Here is an 18,391-nt window from a genome sequence, read left to right on the forward strand (position 1 = left end):
TGAGAAAGGTACGGCGATGCGGCAGCATAGGTATCGTTGCATTCTCACGGCTTTCGGGTATGGCAAAACGGCCCCTGATTTTAAAAATAGTGCTTGGCGTGGCGGGTATCCTTCTGGTTACCGGCCTGCTCATACCTTATCTTCTGACCACGGTGTACGGCGATCGGATCGTCCAGTACGTCCGGGATCAGTTTTCCCGCCATTCGCAGCAGCAGCTGGCCGATTTCCAGGTCCGTTTTTCCATGCTCCGCAATTTTCCCCATCTGACCATCCAGCTCGATGATATTTCGGTGACGGACGGGCAGCGGGAGGTCATCGGTATGGATCAGGCCCGTTTCGTCGTCGGCCTGACCGACTTCATCCGGAAGCGCCTGACCGTTCGGAAGGTATATATTAAAGGTGCCCGGTTTCATCAGTGGGTGGATTCGACCGGCCGCAAAACCGCCTTTCTCTGGGAAACCGGCAACGCCCGGGGTCAAAGCCGGGTCCGTCCGGTCAATATTCCCGAATTGCGGCTGGAAGACGCTTCCGTCACGGTCGAGAACGCCTATAAAAAGAGTGCATTTGCGCTGCTGATCCGGCAGGCGGACCTCTCCGGCGACATGACCCGGCCGATCATTCACGTGAACGGAACCCTCGACGGCACCATCGGACACGTCACCAACCGCCAGACCGTTCTGTTCCGCGGACAGCCATTTTCCGGCCAGGTGGGCTACGATTTCAATCCGGCCACCAAAACCGGCACCTTTCACCACACCCGGCTGCAGACCAACGGCCAGGAGATACGGATCGCAGGCAGCCATGCCCGATTACAAAAGGAAGAAGGCTCCTGGCTCGACCTTCGGCTCAAGGGCCTTCAGCCGACGCACCCGATGCTGGCCTCGCTTTTCCCGGACTCGCTGCCGGCCCACCCGACCGATACGACCCGGACCGGCCTCATTTCCTTTGAATACCGCATCGACGGAAAGAGCAGCCCCACCGTCCGGCCCCACACGCATCTCGCTTTTCAGCTTTCCGCCCGGAATTACCCCCTTCCGAAAACGCCCCTGGTCCTTCATTCCGTCGAAGCGCAGGGAGAACTCGACAACGGCCCGGCTCATGAACGACGAACCACCACCCTGACCCTGCAAAAACTCCGTATCCTGTCCGGGACGGATACGCTCTCGGTTCAGGGCCGGCTCACTGACCTGACGGCGCCCGTAGTGGAAGCCGGGATTCAGGGCAACCTGGCCCTGAGGCAGCTGGCGCGGCTGATGCACTGGCCCGGCGATTCGCTTTACGGCGGGCGGGCGGCCGTCGCGCTGGAGGTCCGCAGCCCGCTGTTCCTTCCGGGCAAAGTGCCGCCGGTATCGATCGAACCCTTCTGGAAAGGTACCCTGAAAGTGAAGGACGGCCAGATCCGGCGGCCCGGAGCGGCCGCACCCACGGCGGCTTTCAATGCCGATATTCATTTTGTGAGGGAAAATAACATGATCCGGCTGGTAGAAGTGGCCGGTAAGCTGGGCGGGCGGTCGTTTCGGGTCAACGGAGAAATTGCGAACCTGCTCCGCTACTGGCTGGGCGGAAGCCAGAACACGCATCCGGTCCGGACCAATCTGGTCGCCTATTGGGAGGAACTTGATTTTTCGGATGTGCTGCGGCCCGGGGCCGGCCCGGCAGGAGCAGCCCGGAAGACGGCTTCGACCGACAGTATGCTGGCCGGGTTTCTGTTCGGAACCGAATATTCGGCGCTGGTCCGGATCGGTCAGGTAAAGCTGCCGTCGTTCGAGAATCTGGAAAATGTCTCGATCGCAATCAGAAAGAAGGGGGAGACGGTACAGATACCGCGCCTGCACCTCCGCACCACCCTGGGCGGAACGATTGTCGGTCTGGGCCACTTCCGGTTTAACCGCAACGGTATTCAGAAGCCCTACGGGGCGCTGCGGCTTTCCTACGAGCGCCTGAACCTTCAGCGTCTGCTGGGTCTGCTGGCCGGCCTGAACGGCATTCAGCGGAATTACCGCAACCCGACGGCGGCCGTTCAACCCCGGGCGAAAGCGCTGAAAGATTACCGGTTCGATCTGGAGGTGAAGGCCGGCAAGCTGGACTACCATGCCCTGAAAGGGACCAATTTCGGCCTGAAAGCCGTGGTGCTGGAGGACGAGGCCCAGCTGGAACGGCTGACGATGCAGGCGTTTGAAGGCCGGCTGGGTGCCCGGGGGGCCATGAAGCTCGACGGACCGCAGGCTACCTCCTACCCGGTCCGGCTGAACGTTTCGCTGCAGGAGATGAACCTCAACCAGCTGTTCCGGGCCGCCGAAGAGATGAACCTCGACGTGCTGAAAAGTGAAAATATCCGGGGCGAAGTGAACTGTCAGATCACGCTGCGGACCCTGCTCGACAAAGATTTCCTGCCGAATATGGACAACACGACGGCTTACACGCGCGCGTCCCTCCGGCGAATGGAACTGATCGACGTCCAGCCGATTCAGCAGGCGCTGCGGTTTCTGCCCCGCTCCAAAACCAGCCACATTTATTTCGAGGATGTGGAAGCGCAGTTCCTGCTGCACCGGAACCGGATTCTGATGCCGGACCTCAACCTGAACAACAACCTGTCGTTCCTGCAGCTCGACGGCGATTATACGCTCAACAAGGAAGCCAGTTTTCTGGTGGAGGTCAGCCTCACCGACCTGCTGTTTGGGAATAACCGGCGCCGGATTCAGCGGATTCAGGAAGCCGATACCACCCGGCGGAAAAGTGTACTGAAAAACCACCTCTTTCTGTACAGGGATCTCGGAAAATACCGCATGAAAGTGTACGGGAAGCGGGATTTCGAATTTCAGAAAGAAGTTCTGCTCCGGGAATGGTTATCCGAACTGAAAAGAGAAAACATCGACACGACCTTCACCCGATGAAGCAGCTTCTGCGGCCGTTCCGGAATTTCATTCTGGCCGGTATCCTGCCGGGCTTCCTGTGGCTCGTCCCGGAGACGCACGCGCAGATCCTTCCCCGGCCGGATAACAGGGTGGATACGGCTTTCGTCCGGACGTTTCCCCGGCGGCTGATCGGACGGCTTTATCTTTCCCGGAAATATACCTCGATGGTGATAACGGGCCTCGGGCTGTCGGCGCCCCTGCGATACCGGCCGAACTCTTCTCTGAACATGGGCGTGGGAGCCACCTACGGAGCGGTCACGATCAATACCGCCATCCGGGTGCCGTTCCTGAACCGGGACGACCGGCGCGGCAGCACCCGCTTCATCGATCTTCAGACGCACGTTTATGCCCGAAAGATGGTTCTCGACGGCATTCTGCAATTCTACCGGGGGTTCCACCTGAACCAGAAGGGACTCAACCCCGACGATCCGGACGCGTTCTATCTTCGACCGGACCTGCGGGTCCAGCTGCTGGGGATTTCCTTCCGGCGGATCTTCAACCACCAGCGGTTTTCGTTCCGGTCGGCCTGGATGCAGAACGAGTGGCAGAAACGCTCCGCCGGAACGTGGCTGGCCGGTATTCAGCTTTTTTACGGAATCGTGCGGGGCGACAGCGCCCTGATTCCCGGCTTCTACCAGATTACACAACCGGAATTGGCCGTCCGGCGTATCCGTTTCGTAAAGGTCGGGCCGGGAGCCGGCTATGCCTATACCTATGTGTACCGGGAGAAATATTTCCTTACCGGCTCGGCTACCGTTGGGCTGAATGCCACCCTAAGTAAAGACTTTTCAGCTTCCCTTTCCCGAACCGACGCGCGCATCCGCCCGGACCTCACCGTCCGGGCCGTGGCCGGGTACAACAGCCGCTTCTGGAGTGTGAGTGTCGGCTGGGTAAACGGGGCCATGTCGATGCGGAGTCCGGAGTACCGGTATGTGGTGCATACCGGCAATTACCGCTTTACGGTGGCCCGGCGTTTTCTGCCCGGACCCGGCTTCCGGAAAACGATGGACAAGATTTAGGCATTTCCGGCAGGAACTCATTTTATTGGAAAATGTCGGACAGGAGTGGGGCCGTGGCGGAACAAAAAAATGTTATCTTTCGCTCCGGAAAAATCCTACGCGTATTTCTTGCCTATTTTAAGCCGTTGTTATGCAAAAATTACAGACTCTTGACTACGTCATTTTCTTCATTTATTTCATAATCGTAGCGTCGTACGGCTACTGGATTTACCAGCGAAAGAAATCGAAACAAACCTCCTCCACCGAGTTTTTCCTGGCCGAAGGCGCCCTGACCTGGTGGGCGATCGGCTCCTCCCTGATTGCTTCCAACATTTCGGCCGAACAGTTCATCGGTGCTTCGGGGAACGGCTTTTCCATGGGCCTCGCCATCGCCACCTACGAGTGGATGGCGGCCGCCACGCTGCTGGTCGTCGCGATCTTCTTCATGCCGATTTATCTGAAGAACCACATCTTCACGATGCCCCAGTTCCTGACGAAGCGGTACAACAACACGGTCAGTATGATCATGGCGATCTTCTGGCTGCTGCTGTATATCGTCGTCAACCTGACTTCCATCCTTTATCTGGGCGCACTGGCCATTACGACCATCTCAGGCATCGACTTTACGGCCTGTATGTGGGGGCTGGCCCTGTTTGCCGTCATCATTACGGTCGGCGGGATGCGCGTCATCGGGTATACGGACGTCATTCAGGTGTTCTTCCTGGTGCTGGGGGGGCTGGCCACGACCTATCTGGCCCTGAACCTGGTGTCGGAGCAGTTCGGAACCCAGGGCGTCGGGCGGGGCTTCTCGCTGATGCTGGAGAACATTCCGGACCATTTCCAGATGATTTTCCACAAGGGAGAACCCTACTATATGCAGCTGCCGGGCCTGTCCGTTCTGATCGGCGGGATGTGGATCGTGAACCTGAACTACTGGGGCTGTAATCAGTACATCACGCAGCGGGCCCTGGGCGCCGACCTCAAGACCGCCCGGGAAGGCATTCTGTTTGCGGCCTTTCTGAAGCTGCTGATGCCGATCATCGTGATTCTGCCCGGTATTGCCGCCTACATGTTGTACCAGAAAGGCTTGTTTCAGCAGGAAATGATGAAAGGTGGGGAACTGTCGCCGGACAACGCCTACCCGGTTCTGCTGAACCTGCTTCCCTCCGGGCTGAAAGGGCTGTCGTTCGCGGCCCTGACGGCGGCCGTCGTCGCGTCGCTGGCCGGGAAGGCCAACAGTATCTCGACGATCTTTACACTCGATATATACAAAAAATACATCAACCCGAATGCCGATGAAAGGCACCAGGTCCGGACGGGCCGTATCGTGGTGGTCGTGTCGATGGTGGCGGCCATCCTGATTTCGCCGTATCTGGGCATCGACAAGAAAGGCGGGTTTCAGTTTATTCAGGAGATGACCGGTCTGGTATCGCCGGGGGTGTTTGCCGCCTTCGTCATGGGCTTCTTCTGGAAGAAAACCAACTCCACGGCAGCTCTTATCGCCATCATCGGCGGTTTTGTAATGGCCGTCACCATGCAGTATGTCACCCCGGATATTCCGTTCATCGACCGCATGGGCATCGTTTTCCTGATCTGCGTGGCGCTGATGATCGTGGTTAGCCTGGCGCGTCCGAGTACGAAGGGGCTGGAGATCGACGCCAGCATGTTCAAAACGTCCCAAACCTTCGCCGTGGGCGCTTCGGTGGTCGTGGCGATCCTGATTTTCCTGTACGCTTATTTCTGGTAATCGACAGCGAATCCAGCTGATAAAGCCGGGCAGAGAATGGGTCTCTGCCCGGCTTTGTGTTAGGAAACCGCCCGGACGACGGCCTGAACCATGCCGGCGTCCGTTCCCATCAGTTCATATTCGCCCAGAGCGGCCGAAGCCATCGGTACCTGCGGGTTACGGAAGCGCATGGCGCTTTCGGTGATTTGTTTACCGGTCAGGTGGACCGCATCCACGCCCGCAGCCGCGATCCGGGCCGCATTGTCGGCCGTGACGCCCGCTCCGGCCATGATCTCGATGCGTCCGGCAGCCTGCCGGACCAGTTCCGCCAGCAGGGGAAGGCCGGCTTCGGCACGGGGCTGCTGGCCGGAGGTCAGAATCCGCTTCGCCCCGGTACGGATCACCGCTTCAAGGGCTTCCCGCGGATCGCGGGTGAGGTCGAAGGCCCGGTGGAACGTCACGGGCAGCGGGTGAGCCAGCCGGACGAGTTCGGCGGTCCGGGTTTCATCGACGGATCCGTCGGGGTTGAGCAGGCCGAGAACCACTCCGTCGACGCCCGCTTCCTTCGCCAGTTCAATGTCCCGGCGCATGACGTCCCGTTCGGTATCGCTGTAAAGGAAATCGCCCCCGCGCGGCCGGATCATGACGTATAGCTGAATCCGGAGGTGCCGGCGGGCGAGGGTAATCAAACCATAGCTGGGTGTAGTCCCCCCCTCCCCTACGCCCCCGCATAATTCGACCCTCCCGGCACCGGTACGCTGGGCGATCAGGCAGGATTCCAGCGAAAAAGCGCAAACTTCAACGGTCATAGAAACATTATGGGTTATAAAATGGTAATAGGAACACGGATGGAGAACCCGGCCCGCCAATTCCGCAAATGACGGCAGAACACCGGTAAATCACACTATGCAAAGAATTATCGGGGAAATGTATAGGATATTTATATTTTTTTACTTTTGCACACTTTACGACAATTAATCGTCATAGTTAAGCAGAAACGCCTATGTATTGGACACTCGAACTGGCATCTTATTTAGAAGATGCCCCCTGGCCGGCAACCAAAGATGAACTGATCGACTACTCGATACGTTCTGGCGCTCCGTTGGAAGTGGTCGAAAATCTGCAGGAATTGGAGGATGACGGTCAGCCCTACGAGAGTATAGAGGAAATATGGCCCGATTACCCAACCAAAGACGACTTCTTCTTCAACGAAGACGAGTATTAAGCGGCCCATACGCATTGAATGACCCACAAAACCTGCCTGAAGGGCCTGATTTTGTGGGTTTTATCATTTTAGCCTTCCTTCCCGTACTTTTTGGGGGCATACAGAAAACCGAACGCTTCGGCCCCCTCGCGCTTGTGCACTTTGTGATGGACGTAATGCGCCCGGATGATCCGCCGGAGATAGGGATGGTCGGTTTTGAAGCGGACCCGGATGCGTCGGTGGACGATGACGTCATGGAAGATAAAATAGAAGATCCCGTATAGTGTAACGCCGATTCCCAGCGGTGCCAGGAACCAGAGCGACTCCACCTCCGACCCCACCACGACCAGCCCGACGGCCACCCCGCTGAAGAGGGCGCTGAACAGATCATTTTTCTCGAAAACGCCTTTGTGGTGGTTATGATGAGAGTGGTGCCAGCGCCACATGAAGCCGTGCATGATGTACTTGTGAGTCCACCAGGCCACGCCTTCCATGACCACGAAGGTGATAAGAATTATCGCAACGTTTTGCAGCATTTTCTTGTTAAGTAGATGGGTTTGCTGATACTCGGTAAACCATTTGTTTGTAAAATGGTTGGGATCGATTTTTGCTGCTGTGTGCCTGCAGGGCAAAAATAAATAGTATTCCGATCGTTTTTGATAATCGTAAAACGTTTACATTTAAAAGCAAGGGAAGGCTAATCCCTTCCTGAGACATAGCCGCACGACGGATGGACTACAGGGCGCTCAAAGAACTGGTTAGGCAGGGTGAGGGAACGCAGCTTGAATTCAAACTTAAGTCCAATCACCCCGAACGGATCATTCGCGAAGTGGTAGCGTTTGCCAACACGGAGGGAGGAAAACTCCTGATCGGCATCGGCGACGACAAAAGCATCCAGGGACTCAAACACATCGACGAGGATGAGTTTCTGCTGGTCCGGGCCATCGAAAAGTACTGCACACCGGCGATCGAATACCACATCGAGCGCGTGCCGTTAGCCAATGAGAGAGAGGTGTTGGTGATTACTGTGCCGGAGAGCGAAAACAAGCCCCACTATGTAGATGACCCGATTAACGAGGTACGCCGTGCCTATGTCCGGGTCGAAGATAAGGCGGTTCAGGCCAGCAAGGAAGTGCGTGAGATTCTCAAAGGCGAATCCGTTCAGCGGAACTTCCGTTTCACCTACGGCGACAAGGAGCGTACGTTGATGCAGCACCTGGACTCCAACCAGAGCATTACGGTCGACCGCTTCGCCAATATCGCCAACATTCCCCGAAAAATGGCTTCCCGAACCCTCGTTCTGCTCGTACTTGCCAATGTACTGGAAGTGCACCCGGACGAGATGGTCGATCATTTTACGCCACGTGTGGGGTAAGGCAGCCTTGCCCCACATCCTCATCTAATGGGTTCTGCCGGTAACTAATCCGATGTTTTCCACTACCTTTGTATATTGTGACCAATGGTAGCCTTTGGTTGCAATAGAGGTTGTACCAAACACGTTTGAACTCAGGGAGCCTGCCCCCGGGCTCACTTGGTTCCGTATCATTTTTAGCATTCATGAACAAATGCAATACCCGGTAAAACCTAATTGGCGGAAGTGGCTGGTTGCCGGTATCAGTTGCCTGATCGTAGGGCTTGGTACACCGGTTCAGGCCCAACGGAAAGCCAAAGAAGAGAAAACGAAGGAAGGCGTTCACGGCGTCGAGGAATCGCTGTTCACCGAAGGCATGAAGTTCATGATGATGGACGAGCCTTCGAAAGCCCTGGCGCAGTTCCAGAAAGTGATTCAGCTCTACCCCGAACACCCGGCGGCCCATTATTCGGCGGCCCAGGCGCTGATGAAGCAGGGAAAGACCGAAGACGCCCTCCCCTTCGCCCAGAAAGCCGTTCAGCTCGACAACGGCACCAATAAATACTACGTTCTTCAGCTGGCGGAGTTATTCGTCAAGCAGAAACGCTATGCCGACGCCGAGCGTCTCTATGAAGATCTGATCAAAAAGAGCCCCGACAATATCGAATACGGCGTCGAACTGGCCGCCATCTATCTCTTCGACGACAAACCCGACAAGGCGCTGGAAATGTATGACCGCGTCGAAAAGGCGACCGGCCTCAACGAAGAGATCATTCGCCAGAAGCAGCGGATTTATCTGAAGCAGAACAAAGTCGACAAGGCGGTGCAGGAAGCCGAAAAACTGGCGGCCTCCGAACCGGGTGAAACCGACTACCTGCTCGAAGGGGCCGAACTGCTCATCGCCAACGACCGGACCGACCAGGCCGTCAGCTGGCTCGAACGGGCCCTGAAAGTCAATACCGACCTCCCCCAGGCCCACGTCATGCTGGCCGATCTTTACCGCAAGCAGGGCAATCTGGAAAAATGCAGCCAGGAACTCGACAAGGTCTTCTCCAATCCCAATCTGGAATCCGACATCAAGGCCCGCATCCTGTCGAGCTACATCGGTATGGTGGGTAAGGATGAAAAAGCGAAACAAAGTGCCCTCAAGCTGGCTAAGGAGCTGGCAGCGGCTCATCCTAAAGACGCCCGTTCGCAGGCCATTTTCGCTGAACTGCTCCTTCAGCAGGGCAATAAGGCCGAAGCGCGGGATTATTACGTCCGGGCCGCCCGGCTCGACAAGTCGACCTTTGAAATCTGGGGCGCCATTCTTCAGATCGACGGTGAACTGAACCAGATGGACAGCATCCTGACCCACTCCGAGCAGGCGCTGGAACTGTTCCCCAATCAGGGTGTTTTCTGGTATTTCAACGGATCGGCGCAATACGTTAAAAAGAACTACAAGGAGGCCGTCGACGCGCTGGAGGAAGCCCGTCGGCTGTCAGCGACCAATGCCGAACTGATGAAGAGCGTCAATGCCCAGCTGGGCGATGCCTACAACGGTCTGGGCGATCATCAGAAGTCCGACGAGGCTTACGAACTGGTGCTGAAAGATGACCCGGAGAATGACCATGTGCTGAATAATTACAGCTATTTCCTATCCTTGCGGAAGGAAAAACTGCCGCTGGCCCTGCAGCTGTCGGAGCGGCTGGTCGAGAAGAACCAGAACAACGCCACCTACCTGGATACCCATGCCTGGGTGCTTTACGTGATGAAAGACTACGCCAAAGCCCGTACGTTCCTCGAAAAAGCCATCCAGGTGGATAAAAATGTGAGCGGTACGATCATCGAGCACTACGGCGACGTGATGTACCAGCTGGGCGAGCGGGAAAAGGCCGTCGAGCAGTGGAAAAAGGCCAAACAGAAGGGCGAAACCAGCGACCGGCTGGATAAGAAAATTGCAACCGGAAAAATGTATGAGTAAATACCTCGTCGGGCTGATTTGCATCGTGATCCTGCTCAGTTCGGAGGGATGTCGCCGGCGGAGAATGTTTCGCAACGCACCCCCTCCGCCCTCGACAGATACCGTCACGGTGAAGATTCCGGTCCGGCCCGACAGCGTGTCCACCCCCTCCGCCCCGCCCTCCATCGATCCGAAGGCGAGCGTCGATCAGGTGGATTTTGCGTTTCTGACGGCTAAATCGAAGGTTTCTTTCAAAAGTAAGGAGCAGGACATCAACAACGCCAACGTCAACCTCCGGATTGCCAAGGACAGCCTGATCTGGCTGTCGGTATCGGGCGTCGGCGTTGAAGTGGCCCGGGCACTGATCACGAAGGATTCGGTCGTCGTGACCGACCGGGTTCACCGGGAATATTCCGTGTACGATTACCCGACCCTCAGCCGACGGTTCAACTTCAACCTGACGTTCGACCTGATTCAGTCGCTGCTGGTGGGAAATCTGCCCCTGCCCCAGAAGCCGGCCCAGCGGGTTAAAAACGAAAACGACTATCTCCTTCTGCGCCAGCGGGAAGGCAAAGTGCTGGTGGAGAATTATATAGGGGAAGAGAACCGGAAGCTTAAAAAGCTGCTGGTGGTCGAACAGCCGACCCGCAATACCCTCACCCTCGACTATGAGGATTTCAACGCCCTGAATAATTTCCTGTTTCCGTATACCAGTCTGGTCACCGTCAACTACAAATCTGAAAACGACGGGATGCCGTACCAGACGGTGCTGCGGATCCGGCATACAAAAGTAGAGCTTACCGAAAAAAATCCGGGTTTCCCGTTCAGCATTCCGCCCAAATACCAGCGGAGGCCCTGACGGCCCGGCGTTCACAACGCATATGAAGTACAGAGTGGTTCGGGCTGAAGGTTGGAAATGGTGTGTCCTTCCGGTCGTATTGTGCTGGATGGCCTGCAGCGGGGCAATGGCCCAGCAGCGGAGTCGTCAGCAGCTGGAAAAGGAAAAGCGGCAGAACATCGAGAAAATGTCGCAGATCCGGACGATCCTCAAGAAGACGTCTTCCCAGAAACAGGCAACCCTCGGCCAGCTGAAAGCGCTGAATCAGGAGATTTCCACCCAGTCCAAACAGATCAACCTCCTGAAGGAAGACGTCAAACTGATGAACTCCGAGATTCGGGAGCTGCAGCGGACGGGCAACCAGTTGAAGAAAGACCTGGAAAAACTGAAAGCCGAATACGGTGAAATGGTTTACTCGGCGGATAAGCGCCGGCAGCAGGTGAATCCGCTCGGATTTCTGTTCTCTTCCGAGAACTTCAACCAGCTGGTGGCCCGCTATAAATACCTCCAGCAATATTCGGAAGCCCGGCGAAGTCAGGGAAGGCAGATCGAAAAGGTACGGGGCGAGATTCTGGCCAAACAGCAGGCCACCCAGAACAAGAAACAGCAGCAGCAGAATACGCTGGTCGTTCAGGTGAAGGAAACCACCCGGCTCGAAGGGCTCAAGGAGGAGAAAAACCGCGTAGCCGAGGAGCTGAGCGCCAAAGAGCTTGAACTCCGGACCGAACTGGCCGAAAGTCGCCGGGCGGTGAAAAGCCTCGAATCCGCCATTACGGAAATGATCCGGCGCGAAATCCGCGAACGGGAAGAACGGGAACGACTGGCCCGTCTGGCCCGCGAGAGGGCCGAACGCGAACGGATCGCCCGCGAACGGGCAGCCGCCGAAGCCGCGGCCAAAGCCAATAAACCGGCTACGGCCGAGTCGGATGCCGGGAAAACCACGACCGACAAGCCGGCCGCCGAGCCCAAAGCCGCCGAACCGGAAGCGGAAGTGGCCTCCCGCAAACCCGACGAACGCCGGAACACCCTGCTGAGTGAGGAAGAATCGGCGCTGGCGTCGTCCTTTGCCGCATCCAAAAACCGCCTGCCCTGGCCGGTATCCCGGGGTTTTATCTCCGACCACTACGGAGTCAAACCACACCCGGTGCTGAAAGGCGTTATGCAGGACAATCCCGGAATCGACATCCAGACCAACCCCGGCGAACCGGTCCGGACGGTGTATGACGGAATCGTTCAGTATACGACTTATGTGACGGGGATGAACAACATCGTGGCTATCCAGCACGGCGATTATTACACCGTGTATGCCAAGCTGAAAAGCGTTTCGGTGCAGGTCGGCCAGCGGGTGAAGGCACGTGATGCCATCGGTATCGTCGCCACCGATAAGGACGGGGTCGCCGAGATGCAGTTCCAGGTCTGGAAAAACACCAGCCGCATGAACCCGGAGTCGTGGCTCATCGACCGCTGACCCCGGTCAGAATCTTTTTGAGCTTACTTTGGTTTACTCCATATTGCCAGCCGAAGACCTCAATCGTCAGTTCAGCCAACCGTCTACTATCATCATGTCTGTTCATAACCCGGATATCAAAAGGATCACTACCCACGTCATCCAGGCGCTGAAAAATAAAGGAGAAAAAATATCGGCCCTGACGGCGTATGATTATTCGATGGCCCGGCTGGTCGATGCCGCGGGGGTGGAACTGATTCTGGTGGGCGACTCCGCTTCCAACGTGATGGCCGGCTACGAAACCACCCTCCCCATCACCCTCGACCAGATGATCTACCATGCCACCTCGGTGGTTCGGGCCGTGAAGCGGGCACTGGTCGTGGTGGACCTGCCGTTCGGGTCCTATCAGGGCAATTCCTCGGAGGCCCTGCGGTCGGCCATCCGGATCATGAAGGAGTCGGGGGCGCACGCGGTCAAACTGGAAGGCGGACTGGAGGTGAAGGAGTCGATCATGCGGGTGTTGAGCGCCGGCGTCCCGGTGATGGGGCATCTGGGCCTGACCCCGCAGTCGATCTACAAGTTCGGAACGTATGCGGTCCGGGCCAAAGAAGAGGTAGAAGCCCGGAAGCTCATCGACGACGCCAAAATGCTGGAAGAAATTGGTTGTTTCGGTATCGTGCTGGAAAAAATACCGGCGGCCCTGACGAAACAGGTATCCGAAAGCCTGACCATTCCCACCATCGGGATCGGGGCCGGCCCGCATGCCGACGGCCAGATTCTGGTACTCCACGATCTGCTGGGCATCACTAAGGAGTTTAAACCGCGTTTTCTGCGCCGGTACGCCGATTTGCACACGGTCATTACCGATGCCATCGGCCATTATGTGGATGACATCAAGGACCGGGAGTTTCCGAGTCCGGAAGAAGCTTACTGAAATGAAAAAGAAATACGTCGTCGTATACGAAGATAATCACCTGATCGTGGTCAACAAGGAGCCCGGTGTGCTCGTGCAGAGCGACCGGACGGGCGATCGGACCCTGCTGGATATGGTCAAGGATTATATCCGGGAGAAGTACAATAAACCGGGAGACGTGTTTCTCGGAACCGTTCATCGGCTGGACCGGCCCGTCAGCGGGCTGGTCGTGTTTGCCCGTACCTCGAAGGCGCTGGAGCGCATGAACGAGGTGTTCCGGAAACGGCAGGTGCAGAAAACCTACTGGGCCGTGGTGGGCCGGAGACCGAAAGAGGAAAAAGGAAAACTGACGCACTTCCTGTTGAAAGACGAGAACAGCAATACCGTCAAAGCGTATGAGGATGAAGTGCCCGGTTCACTAAAGGCCGAGCTGAGCTACCGCCTGTTGGGAAGAATCAACGATCACTACCTGCTGGAGGTAAACCCGATCACGGGCCGGCCGCACCAGATCCGTGTCCAGCTCGCCAGTATGGGCTGTCCGATCCGGGGCGACGTTAAATACGGTTTTCCACGGCCGAACCAGGACAGCAGCATCAACCTGCATGCCCGACGGCTGTACTTCGTGCACCCCGTTAAAAAAGAACCGCTGGTCTGTAAGGCAGGCGTTCCCAACAATCCCTTCTGGGAAGAATTTTTGTCGCTCGATACGGAAGAATACCGGGATAAAAATCTCGATTTCATCCACTAAGCCTCTACTTTACGGTCGGTGAAACATCCGACCAGAACTGATTGATGACCCGTTCCGCCATCTGAACGGCTCCCTGAACAGCGCCAAAAATCATGCACAGCGGCAGAATAATGGGGAAGAAAAACACCCATTGCAGAATCATGTACAAATTGACCTTCTTCATCTCCGTAATTGGGTAACGACAACTGGGGAAGAACTTATACCGGCTGGCAAAGAAGCGTGGTGCAACCAGATTTCCAGTAAAGGTTTTCAGGCATAAATTCTACCTATTGTCAAAATTAGTCTTGAATTATTTCTATAACAACAATTTGAAAAAAAAGATTAAAAAAATAATCATTGGTGCTTCTCCGATTTTTCTTATCTCACCGGAATGTAGTAATTTGTTCTCCTGTACGTTTTTGAATTATTAGATTAATACAAAATGTTAAATGTTATTCAACTGTTACCGGACTCGATTGCCAATCAGATTGCGGCAGGAGAAGTGGTGCAACGGCCGGCATCAGTAGTAAAGGAATTACTGGAGAATTCGGTGGATGCCAGTGCAAAAACCGTACAAATAATTATACGGGAAGCCGGAAAAACATTAATCCAGATTATTGACGACGGTGTCGGTATGTCGGAAACCGATGCCCGGATGAGTTTCGAGCGTCATGCTACCTCGAAAATCCGTTCGTCGGACGATCTTTTCCGAATCCGGACGATGGGTTTCCGGGGCGAAGCGCTGGCTTCCATTGCGGCCGTCGCTCAGGTCGAGATGCGGACCCGCCGGGCCGCCGACGAACTCGGCACGCTCGTCCGGATGGAAGGCTCGGAGCGCAAAACCCAGGAAGCGGTTTCCTGCCTGCCCGGCACCAACATCCTGGTGAAGAACCTGTTCTTCAACGTTCCCGCCCGGCGAAACTTCCTGAAGAGCAATTCGGTGGAGATGCGGCATATTCTGGACGAGTTTCAGCGGGTGGCGCTGGCGCATCCGGAAGTTGCCTTCTCGCTCTACCACAACGACTCGGAGGTCTATAACGTCCAGGCCGGCAAGCTGAGCCGCCGGATCGTCGATCTGTTCGGGAAGCAATACCGCGAGCAGCTGGCTTCCTGTGAGGAAGAAACGCCCTACGTGAAGGTCCGCGGCTATATCGGCAAGCCGGAATTTGCCCGTAAAACGCGCGGAGAGCAGTTCTTTTTCGTCAATAACCGGTTTATCAGGCATAACTACCTGCATCATGCGGTCGTGGGTGCCTACGAAGGGACGATCCCGGAAGGCAGTCATCCGTTCTACGTTCTTTTTATCGACATCGACCCGTCGCATATCGACATCAACATTCACCCGACCAAAACCGAAATCAAGTTCGACGATGAGCGGTCGGTGTATGCCATTGTGATGGCCGCCGTCCGGAAGGCCGTCGGGGTGTATAACCTGACGCCTTCGCTGGATTTCGATGCGGACGTCAACTTTCTGCCGCTGACGTCGCTCCCCCGGCGCCCGGCGCCCGAGGCCGGAAGGAGCGAAAAGCCGGACACGGAAGCCCGCCCTGCGGCACCCGCCTGGACACCCGAACCCGCCGGTTTCGGTGCCGGCTTTGAGCGCCGGAAACCGGCCACCAACTGGCAGGCGCTGTTCGAGGGCCTGCCTGAAAACGAAACCGCCCCCGCACCGGCCGATTTATTCGGCAACCCGGCTTCGTCCGAACCGTCCGCCGACCTGGAATCGGTTACCCTCGGAAGCCGGGCAAACAAACTGACCGATCCACCGGTTGCACCTGAAGAGATCGGATCCATCCTTCAGATTCACAATCGGTATCTGCTGACCCAGGTCCGCTCCGGACTGATGGTGATCGATCAGCGCGGTGCCTGGGAGCGGATTCTGTATGATCAGTACCGGACGGCCCTGACCCGGCGAAACGGCGTTTCCCAGCAGTTGCTGTTCCCGAAAACCGTGACGGTCATGCCGGTGGATTACCACCTTGCCCTCGAACTCCGCGATGAACTGACCGGCCTGGGCTTCATGTATGATGAGATCGGCCAGAATGCCTTCATGATCCGGGGCGTGCCCGCCCTGGCCGTGGGCGAAAACGAAGAAGATCTGTTTGCCAATTTGCTGGCGCAGCTTCGGGAGGATACCGGCCGGCTGAAACTCGACCGCGCCGAATCGCTGGCCCGTTCGCTGGCCCGGCGGTCGGCGGCCCGGAATCAGGCGAAACTGGCCGAGCAGGAATTACGGGCGCTGGTCGAACAGTTATTTTCGTCGTCTAATTCGGCTTATTCTCCGAACGGCGAACCGATCACGACGCTATTGACGTTGGATAAATTAGCAGGACTATTTCGGGCCTGAAGCAGTTATTTATAGCGAAAACGTTACAACTTTATGCTTACGCCCGTTGTCAGGACGATCCTGCTCATCAATGTTGGATTATTTTTTGTGGAGTCATCCGGAATCGACCTGATCAGGACATTCGGGCTTTACTCGTTTCTGTCCCCGGCATTTGCTCCGCACCAGCTCATAACTCACATGTTTTTGCATGCGGGATTTGGTCACATATTCAGCAATATGCTGGGGCTGATCGTCTTTGCTCCCATGCTGGAGCGGGTCTGGGGAAGTAAGCGGTTTACGATATTTTACTTCGTTACCGGCATTGGTGCCGGATTATTATTTTCGGGGATAAACTATTTTGAAGCCAGCCAGTTACGTGAATCAGTGGCAGCCTTTCAGGCGAACCCTACACCCCAGGCGCTGGAAGTTTTTCTGTCGGACCACGGCTTGCTGGCTCAGGCCGACGGCTTTTTAAGTGAATTTGAAGACAATCCGGGCGATCCGTCGTATATAAGAGGGTCCTTACGGCTTGTCAATAGTTATTACCAGCAGCAGATCGGAGTACCGATGGTCGGGGCTTCGGGGGCGATTTTCGGAATATTGATGGCATTTGGATTATTATTCCCAAATACCGAACTTTTCCTACTATTTCCGCCGATTCCGATTAAGGCGAAATATCTGGTGGCGTTTTACGGCGCGTACGAGTTGTACTCGGGCATCTATCGGGCGCAGGCCGACAACGTGGCCCACTTTGCGCACATCGGTGGTATGCTGTTTGCCTTTTTGCTGGTTAAGTATTGGGGTACACAACGCAAAAATTTTTATTGAGTGATGAGTGGACTGTTCGACGACTTCCGGAGCGAATTCAACAAGCCAAACAATACGTTGGTTCAGTTGATTCTGATTAATACGATTGTCTTTCTGCTGTTGCTGATCCTGAAGGTCGTCCTGACACTGGGTCAGACGTCGGGTGTGTATCACCTGATCGTCGAGCAACTGCGGCTTCCGGCCTCCCTGGGTACGTTCATTGCCCGTCCCTGGACGATGATCACGTATTTCTTTACGCACGAGGACGTATTTCACATCCTCTTCAACATGCTGTTTCTGTACTGGTTCGGCCGGCTGATCGATGAATACCTCGGCAACCGGCGGCTGGTGGCCCTGTATATGCTGGGCGGTCTGGCCGGAGGGCTGGCCTATATGGCTATTTTCAACCTCCTGCCCTACTTTCACGACCAGGTGGCCGACTCCGGCATGATGGGCGCTTCGGCGGCCGCCTTCTCGGTGGCGGTCGGTGCCTCCACCCTGCTCCCCAACTACACGTTTCATCTGCTGTTCTTCGGCCCTGTCCGGATCAAATACATCGCCTTCTTTTACATCGTCCTGTCGCTGGCGCAGTCCATCGGTCCAAATGCCGGCGGTAATCTGGCTCACCTCGGCGGAGCGCTGGTCGGTTTTGTGTTTGTGAAGCTGCTTCAAAGCGGTACGGACCTCGGACAGCCCATTTACTGGGTCATGGACGGCTGGCAGGGCCTGTTCCGGAAGAAACCGCCGGTTAAGGTATCTTATCGGCAGCGGAGCAATGCCAGCATGAGCGCCGGCTCTTATTCGGCTCCCGCGTCTTCCTCATCGGTCGCCATGCCCGATCAGGATGAAATCGATGCCATTCTTGATAAGATCTCCCGTTCCGGCTACGAAAGCCTGACCCGGGAAGAGAAGCAGAAACTGTTCAGAGCCAGCCAGAGAAACTAAAGCCTCAAATTGTATTTTTCGAAAATACGGAAACATCTAACAGGGAACCTTCAGGGTTTTTATTCTGGCGCGCGGCATAATCAAACCAGCGCTTTTGCTGCTGAAATACTCTTTTCCGCCTTCAATCCATACGATTTTTACCGCATCTGTGCCATTCGCTTTTTAAACGGGTAAGTAGCGTTGATTTGTAAAATTTTTGTACTTTCGCCCGGTCAAGCTTCCATGACTTAACGCTGGAAAACAGTTTGTTAC

16 protein-coding genes are annotated in these 18,391 nt (G+C 56.0%); 13 read left to right on the forward strand and 3 right to left on the reverse strand.

Annotated elements, in window-relative coordinates:
• The first annotated feature begins 59 nt into the window (after positions 1 to 59).
• The 3 genes from DX909_RS11870 (at position 60) to DX909_RS11880 (ending at position 5,660) form a co-directional block, all read left to right on the forward strand.
• Positions 60 to 2,894, forward strand: coding sequence for an AsmA family protein (locus tag DX909_RS11870; RefSeq protein WP_128545401.1), 2,835 nt, complete (start codon positions 60 to 62; stop codon positions 2,892 to 2,894).
• On the forward strand, positions 2,891 to 3,934 hold the full coding sequence (locus tag DX909_RS11875; protein ID WP_164851270.1) for a DUF4421 domain-containing protein: 1,044 nt from the start codon (positions 2,891 to 2,893) through the stop codon (positions 3,932 to 3,934). The genes DX909_RS11870 and DX909_RS11875 overlap by 4 nt, the downstream gene beginning before the upstream one ends.
• Positions 3,935 to 4,064: 130 nt before the next feature.
• Positions 4,065 to 5,660, forward strand: a complete 1,596-nt coding sequence (locus DX909_RS11880; RefSeq protein ID WP_128545403.1) for a sodium/sugar symporter — start codon at positions 4,065 to 4,067, stop codon at positions 5,658 to 5,660.
• A 59-nt stretch (positions 5,661 to 5,719) separates the two neighbouring features.
• On the opposite strand, the gene DX909_RS11885 is transcribed toward DX909_RS11880, so the two are convergent.
• Positions 5,720 to 6,448, reverse strand: coding sequence for a copper homeostasis protein CutC (locus DX909_RS11885; RefSeq protein WP_128545404.1), 729 nt, complete (start codon positions 6,446 to 6,448; stop codon positions 5,720 to 5,722).
• Between the two features lie 194 nt (positions 6,449 to 6,642).
• Here DX909_RS11885 and DX909_RS11890 point away from each other — a divergent pair, with 194 nt between their 5' ends.
• Positions 6,643 to 6,864: a DUF2795 domain-containing protein gene (locus DX909_RS11890; protein ID WP_009284883.1), complete on the forward strand. Its 222-nt coding sequence runs from the start codon at positions 6,643 to 6,645 to the stop codon at positions 6,862 to 6,864.
• Between the two features lie 68 nt (positions 6,865 to 6,932).
• Here the strand turns inward: DX909_RS11890 and DX909_RS11895 are convergent, their stop codons facing one another.
• Complete coding sequence (locus DX909_RS11895; RefSeq protein WP_128545405.1) at positions 6,933 to 7,379, reverse strand: sterol desaturase family protein; 447 nt, start codon at positions 7,377 to 7,379, stop codon at positions 6,933 to 6,935.
• Positions 7,380 to 7,573: 194 nt separating this feature from the next.
• Between DX909_RS11895 and DX909_RS11900 the strand changes: the two genes are divergently transcribed.
• The 6 genes from DX909_RS11900 (at position 7,574) to DX909_RS11925 (ending at position 14,082) form a co-directional block, all read left to right on the forward strand.
• Positions 7,574 to 8,218: an AlbA family DNA-binding domain-containing protein gene (locus DX909_RS11900; RefSeq protein ID WP_128545406.1), complete on the forward strand. Its 645-nt coding sequence runs from the start codon at positions 7,574 to 7,576 to the stop codon at positions 8,216 to 8,218.
• 190 nt (positions 8,219 to 8,408) lie between these two features.
• Positions 8,409 to 10,157: a tetratricopeptide repeat protein gene (locus DX909_RS11905; protein WP_128545407.1), complete on the forward strand. Its 1,749-nt coding sequence runs from the start codon at positions 8,409 to 8,411 to the stop codon at positions 10,155 to 10,157.
• Positions 10,150 to 10,995, forward strand: a complete 846-nt coding sequence (lolB1, locus tag DX909_RS11910) for a lipoprotein insertase outer membrane protein LolB1 (RefSeq protein ID WP_128545408.1) — start codon at positions 10,150 to 10,152, stop codon at positions 10,993 to 10,995. The genes DX909_RS11905 and lolB1 overlap by 8 nt, the downstream gene beginning before the upstream one ends.
• Before the next feature lie 22 nt (positions 10,996 to 11,017).
• Entirely contained in the window at positions 11,018 to 12,442 is a 1,425-nt protein-coding gene (locus DX909_RS11915; protein WP_128545409.1) for a murein hydrolase activator EnvC family protein, read from the forward strand.
• Positions 12,443 to 12,536: 94 nt separating this feature from the next.
• Positions 12,537 to 13,355 (forward strand): 3-methyl-2-oxobutanoate hydroxymethyltransferase, encoded by an 819-nt coding sequence (panB, locus tag DX909_RS11920; protein ID WP_128545410.1) that lies wholly within the window; start codon positions 12,537 to 12,539, stop codon positions 13,353 to 13,355.
• 1 nt (position 13,356) lies between these two features.
• The gene (locus DX909_RS11925; RefSeq protein WP_128545411.1) at positions 13,357 to 14,082 is read left to right on the forward strand and encodes an RluA family pseudouridine synthase; all 726 of its coding nucleotides are present in this window, start codon (positions 13,357 to 13,359) and stop codon (positions 14,080 to 14,082) included.
• A 4-nt stretch (positions 14,083 to 14,086) separates the two neighbouring features.
• Here DX909_RS11925 and DX909_RS29540 read toward each other — a convergent pair whose 3' ends face one another.
• Positions 14,087 to 14,245, reverse strand: coding sequence for a hypothetical protein (locus DX909_RS29540; protein WP_164851269.1), 159 nt, complete (start codon positions 14,243 to 14,245; stop codon positions 14,087 to 14,089).
• Positions 14,246 to 14,503: 258 nt separating this feature from the next.
• On the opposite strand from DX909_RS29540, the gene mutL reads away from it, so the two are divergent.
• The 3 genes from mutL to DX909_RS11940 are packed head-to-tail and all read left to right on the forward strand — an operon-like array spanning position 14,504 to position 18,139.
• Positions 14,504 to 16,408 (forward strand): DNA mismatch repair endonuclease MutL, encoded by a 1,905-nt coding sequence (gene mutL / locus DX909_RS11930; protein WP_128545412.1) that lies wholly within the window; start codon positions 14,504 to 14,506, stop codon positions 16,406 to 16,408.
• A gap of 33 nt (positions 16,409 to 16,441) precedes the next feature.
• Complete coding sequence (locus tag DX909_RS11935) at positions 16,442 to 17,215, forward strand: rhomboid family intramembrane serine protease (RefSeq protein ID WP_128545413.1); 774 nt, start codon at positions 16,442 to 16,444, stop codon at positions 17,213 to 17,215.
• Between the two features lie 3 nt (positions 17,216 to 17,218).
• The gene (locus tag DX909_RS11940) at positions 17,219 to 18,139 is read left to right on the forward strand and encodes a rhomboid family intramembrane serine protease (RefSeq protein WP_128545414.1); all 921 of its coding nucleotides are present in this window, start codon (positions 17,219 to 17,221) and stop codon (positions 18,137 to 18,139) included.
• Positions 18,140 to 18,391: the final 252 nt, after the last annotated feature.

Origin of the sequence: Larkinella soli (assembly GCF_003703975.1) — a bacterium.
Taxonomy (GTDB): domain Bacteria; phylum Bacteroidota; class Bacteroidia; order Cytophagales; family Spirosomataceae; genus Larkinella; species Larkinella soli.